5 protein-coding genes are annotated in these 3,311 nt (G+C 36.0%); 2 read left to right on the top strand and 3 right to left on the bottom strand.

What is annotated here, in order from left to right; genetic code table 11:
* Positions 1 to 382: CHASE3 domain-containing protein (locus IQ228_RS23545; protein WP_193964628.1), on the bottom strand; the 382-nt coding region annotated here is incomplete at its 3' end.
* Positions 383 to 462: 80 nt separating this feature from the next.
* Between IQ228_RS23545 and IQ228_RS23540 the strand changes: the two genes are divergently transcribed.
* Both IQ228_RS23540 and IQ228_RS23535 read left to right on the top strand, forming a co-directional pair.
* On the top strand, positions 463 to 1,155 hold the full coding sequence (locus tag IQ228_RS23540; RefSeq protein WP_027402028.1) for a response regulator transcription factor: 693 nt from the start codon (positions 463 to 465) through the stop codon (positions 1,153 to 1,155).
* Positions 1,156 to 1,383: 228 nt separating this feature from the next.
* Positions 1,384 to 1,695 (top strand): hypothetical protein, encoded by a 312-nt coding sequence (locus IQ228_RS23535; RefSeq protein ID WP_027402027.1) that lies wholly within the window; start codon positions 1,384 to 1,386, stop codon positions 1,693 to 1,695.
* Between the two features lie 204 nt (positions 1,696 to 1,899).
* Here the strand turns inward: IQ228_RS23535 and IQ228_RS23530 are convergent, their stop codons facing one another.
* Both IQ228_RS23530 and IQ228_RS23525 read right to left on the bottom strand, forming a co-directional pair.
* Entirely contained in the window at positions 1,900 to 2,427 is a 528-nt protein-coding gene (locus IQ228_RS23530) for a DUF2085 domain-containing protein (protein ID WP_027402026.1), read from the bottom strand.
* Between the two features lie 43 nt (positions 2,428 to 2,470).
* A complete protein-coding gene (locus IQ228_RS23525) occupies positions 2,471 to 3,268 on the bottom strand; it encodes a Uma2 family endonuclease (RefSeq protein ID WP_027402025.1) in 798 nt (265 codons plus the stop codon).
* Positions 3,269 to 3,311 lie beyond the last annotated feature (43 nt).

Below are 3,311 nucleotides of genomic sequence, written 5' to 3'. Positions count from 1 at the left end.
GTATTGATTCTTCTAAAAGAGATAATCTTTGATTAACCAATGATTTTAAACTGGCAAATCTCTGTTTTTGATTGATATTATTATGGATTTGAGTTTCTAATAAACTGACCTTAGTTTTTATATTATTTATGGCATTTTCATAACGCTCTAAATCTTGCCTACTTCCCAAAAATATATACCCTCTTCGTGCTGATTCAGCTACTGTCATAGCCGCATATAAATCAGTCAAAGTATTGAGAGTTTGATAAGTATGCTGAACTTGATTAGCATTTTCCTTAATTTCGGTAGTGTTATTAAATGAAGCGAAGGTAACTAGCACCATTAGCGATATAGCTAAAGAAACTCCAGCCGCAATCCATTTTCCTGAAATATACGATTTCATAAATTATCCATTTATTTATTTATCAAGTCAATTTAAGTTAATATTTCCCTCATTACCTCTAGTTGAATAAGGGATAAATTATGCGAATTCTGATAGTTGAAGATGATACTCAACTGGCAGAAGCACTTACAGAAGCTTTAACCAGAAGACAGTATGTAGTTGATGTTGCTAAAGATGGAGAAGCAGCTTGGCACGCAACAGAGTCAATGAAATATGATTTAGTAGTGCTAGATGTAACTTTGCCAAAGCTAGATGGAATCAAGTTTTGTCAACGGTTACGGAATACTAGCACGAACAATCCAGCATACAGAAACTCGACAGCACCAGTATTAATGTTAACAGCCCGTGATACTGTAGCTGATAAAATTACTGGTTTAGATGCCGGTGCGGATGATTATGTCGCAAAACCATTTGATCTAGAAGAATTAATGGCTCGCATACGTGCTTTACTTAGACGAGGTAGTACTGCCAGTACAATCAGTTTATCTTGGGGAAAGTTAGCCTTAAATCCTAGCACTTACGAGACAACTTATGACGGTCATCTTATCTCCTTAACTCCTAAAGAGTATGCAATTTTGGAATTGCTAGTTGCAAATGGTAGAAGGGTTTTGAGCCGCTCTAGTATTATTGAGCAAGTTTGGTCTGTTGATGACTCTCCGGTAGAGGAAACCGTAAGGTCTCATATTAAGTCTCTTCGGCAAAAATTAAGACTCTTAGGCGCATCTGAAACTTTGGTTGAAACAGTTCATGGTTTGGGATATCGTCTCAACTAATACAAATTATTTGTGAATTTGCGCTTAATATTACCAATAATAGATAGGATTCATAAGATTTTCAATTTCCAGAATGGTTGATTTATAGAAAAATAGGCTCACCATCATCATACAGCCCCCTATAAGATTTTATCTACACAAATTCTGCACAAATTCTGCACGCTAACTGCATATAGAGGTTGTATTCTGATAGTGAAGATAATTTTTAAGCCAATAAAGAGTTTATCAATGGAATGGAAAGATCTATATTTTGGCTGGTTAATTGAATTAATACCTTTATCACAAGGTTATATATTCAAATGCTGGATGTCTAATGAAGAAATAGGGATTAGCAATAACCATATTTATCCTAGTTTATCTCAGGCAATGATGGCAGCTAGGACAAGAGCAAAAATCGAATCTGTTAGGTTAGTGCTGATTAGTTTCTTAAATGAATACCACGACAACCACAACTTAACTACGCAAGAATATAAGGATCTAAAAAATTCAATTTCTGAATTCGCTACTGTTGCTAGTCAATTAAAAATGCAGGACTATTAAACTAAAGCGATGAATCAGACAATTATTGATTATTAGGAGAAGCGAAACAACGCTTTACCACCTATCTTCAAATAATAATCAATTCTTAAAAGATTTTAGTAGTTATGCAGGGTGCATAGCTTAAATAAATTTTTTTGCATCAAAGAGAGAGAGTAGAAAATGTTAACAAACATTATGTATAGACTTGGACGTGGAAGTGGTAGGCTAGTTATTATGAATTTTTGCATTTGTTGACCGATACAAAATCGGCATAGTAAATAAACCCCAAGCCAAACCAGTAATCAAACCAAAAGGTGTAACAATATAATTATCAAAATCCCACAAACTAAAAATCTGCGCTGCTAGTTCCAACGGATAAGCCATCATCAATATACTAGCAAAAGCCGCACCAATCCAACCATATTGACTTAACCAAAAAGCACCTTTACCATTAGTTACCGCATACAAAATTCGAGTAATTAATAGCCCTGTCACTGTGCCATAGCAGCGCATACAAACTGCCATAATAAAAGGTGGTGCTAACTCAAAACTCATAGTAGGCTGCGGACATACATGATTACCCATAAAGTAAATGATGTCCGCAATCCCCGGAAGCAAAAACACACCAGACGCAGCCAAAAAAGGAGCAATAGGGGGACCCAAAACCATACCAGCTAACAGGAAATCAGCAAAAAAACTCACCCCATTAACTTGTTTAAACTGTAAATCCCTTGACAAAATAGCCCTTTCCATATTCTCTCTGTGTCCTCTGTGCCTCTGTGGTTCGTTTATTTAATTATAAATCATCATCTGGATTTATACCCATTTCTCGTAGACGTGCTGCTAATTTTGCAGCTTTGAGTTCTGCTTGTTCAGCCCTTTGTTGTTGTTGTTCAGCCCTTAATTTTTGTAATTGGGCTTCTTCTTGACCTACCAATAACAAATTACCATCTAAATCCCACCAGCGCAGCCAAAGTTGTTCAGGATTATTTAAGTAACTTCCTTGCCATAGTCCCAATTCTACACCTAATGGCGCAATAAGATAATGTCCACGTTCGTTAGGCTGCATTTTTTGGTAAGAAAAATCTACCAAGTGATAAACCTCTAATTTATCATTATTAACTTCATAGATGGCATAATAGGGAACACGGATAATACGTTCATATACCCAGAATTTACCAGGTTTTTCACCTCCCTGTAAACCCGCTAGAGGGGTTGAATCTTTTTCTTCTTCACCATTACCACTGGCTAATTCTATAACAATTAATGGAGGAATATATTCCCGCCATAAAACATAGGAACGGCGAATTTTACCATCTAATCTTGGTGCTACATCAGGGACATAAAACCAATCTGGTGCTACTGTACCTTTTTCTGGTGGTTCAGTTTCGCGCCAATAAATCCCACAATCTTGACCTATACAAAATTGTCCGTCGGGATGTTTTTTTTGTAAAGTTTGAATTATGGAATCTGTGATAATTATGCTTTGGGGATGTTCTTGAAAGTTTTTCACAAACGTACCATCAGACTCTGGTAGTTGAGTATGATCAGGAAACTGCGGTGGTATAGCAATATCAGCCAGGGTTTCACTCATACTATTTAAAAGATTACAGTTGTTTATTTAGTATTATATATAC

It is taken from the genome of Dolichospermum sp. LEGE 00246 (genome assembly GCF_015207865.1).
GTDB lineage: Bacteria > Cyanobacteriota > Cyanobacteriia > Cyanobacteriales > Nostocaceae > Dolichospermum > Dolichospermum heterosporum.
The sequence above is the reverse complement of the archived record's forward strand: the minus strand, read 5'-3'. Positions and strand labels throughout refer to the sequence as shown.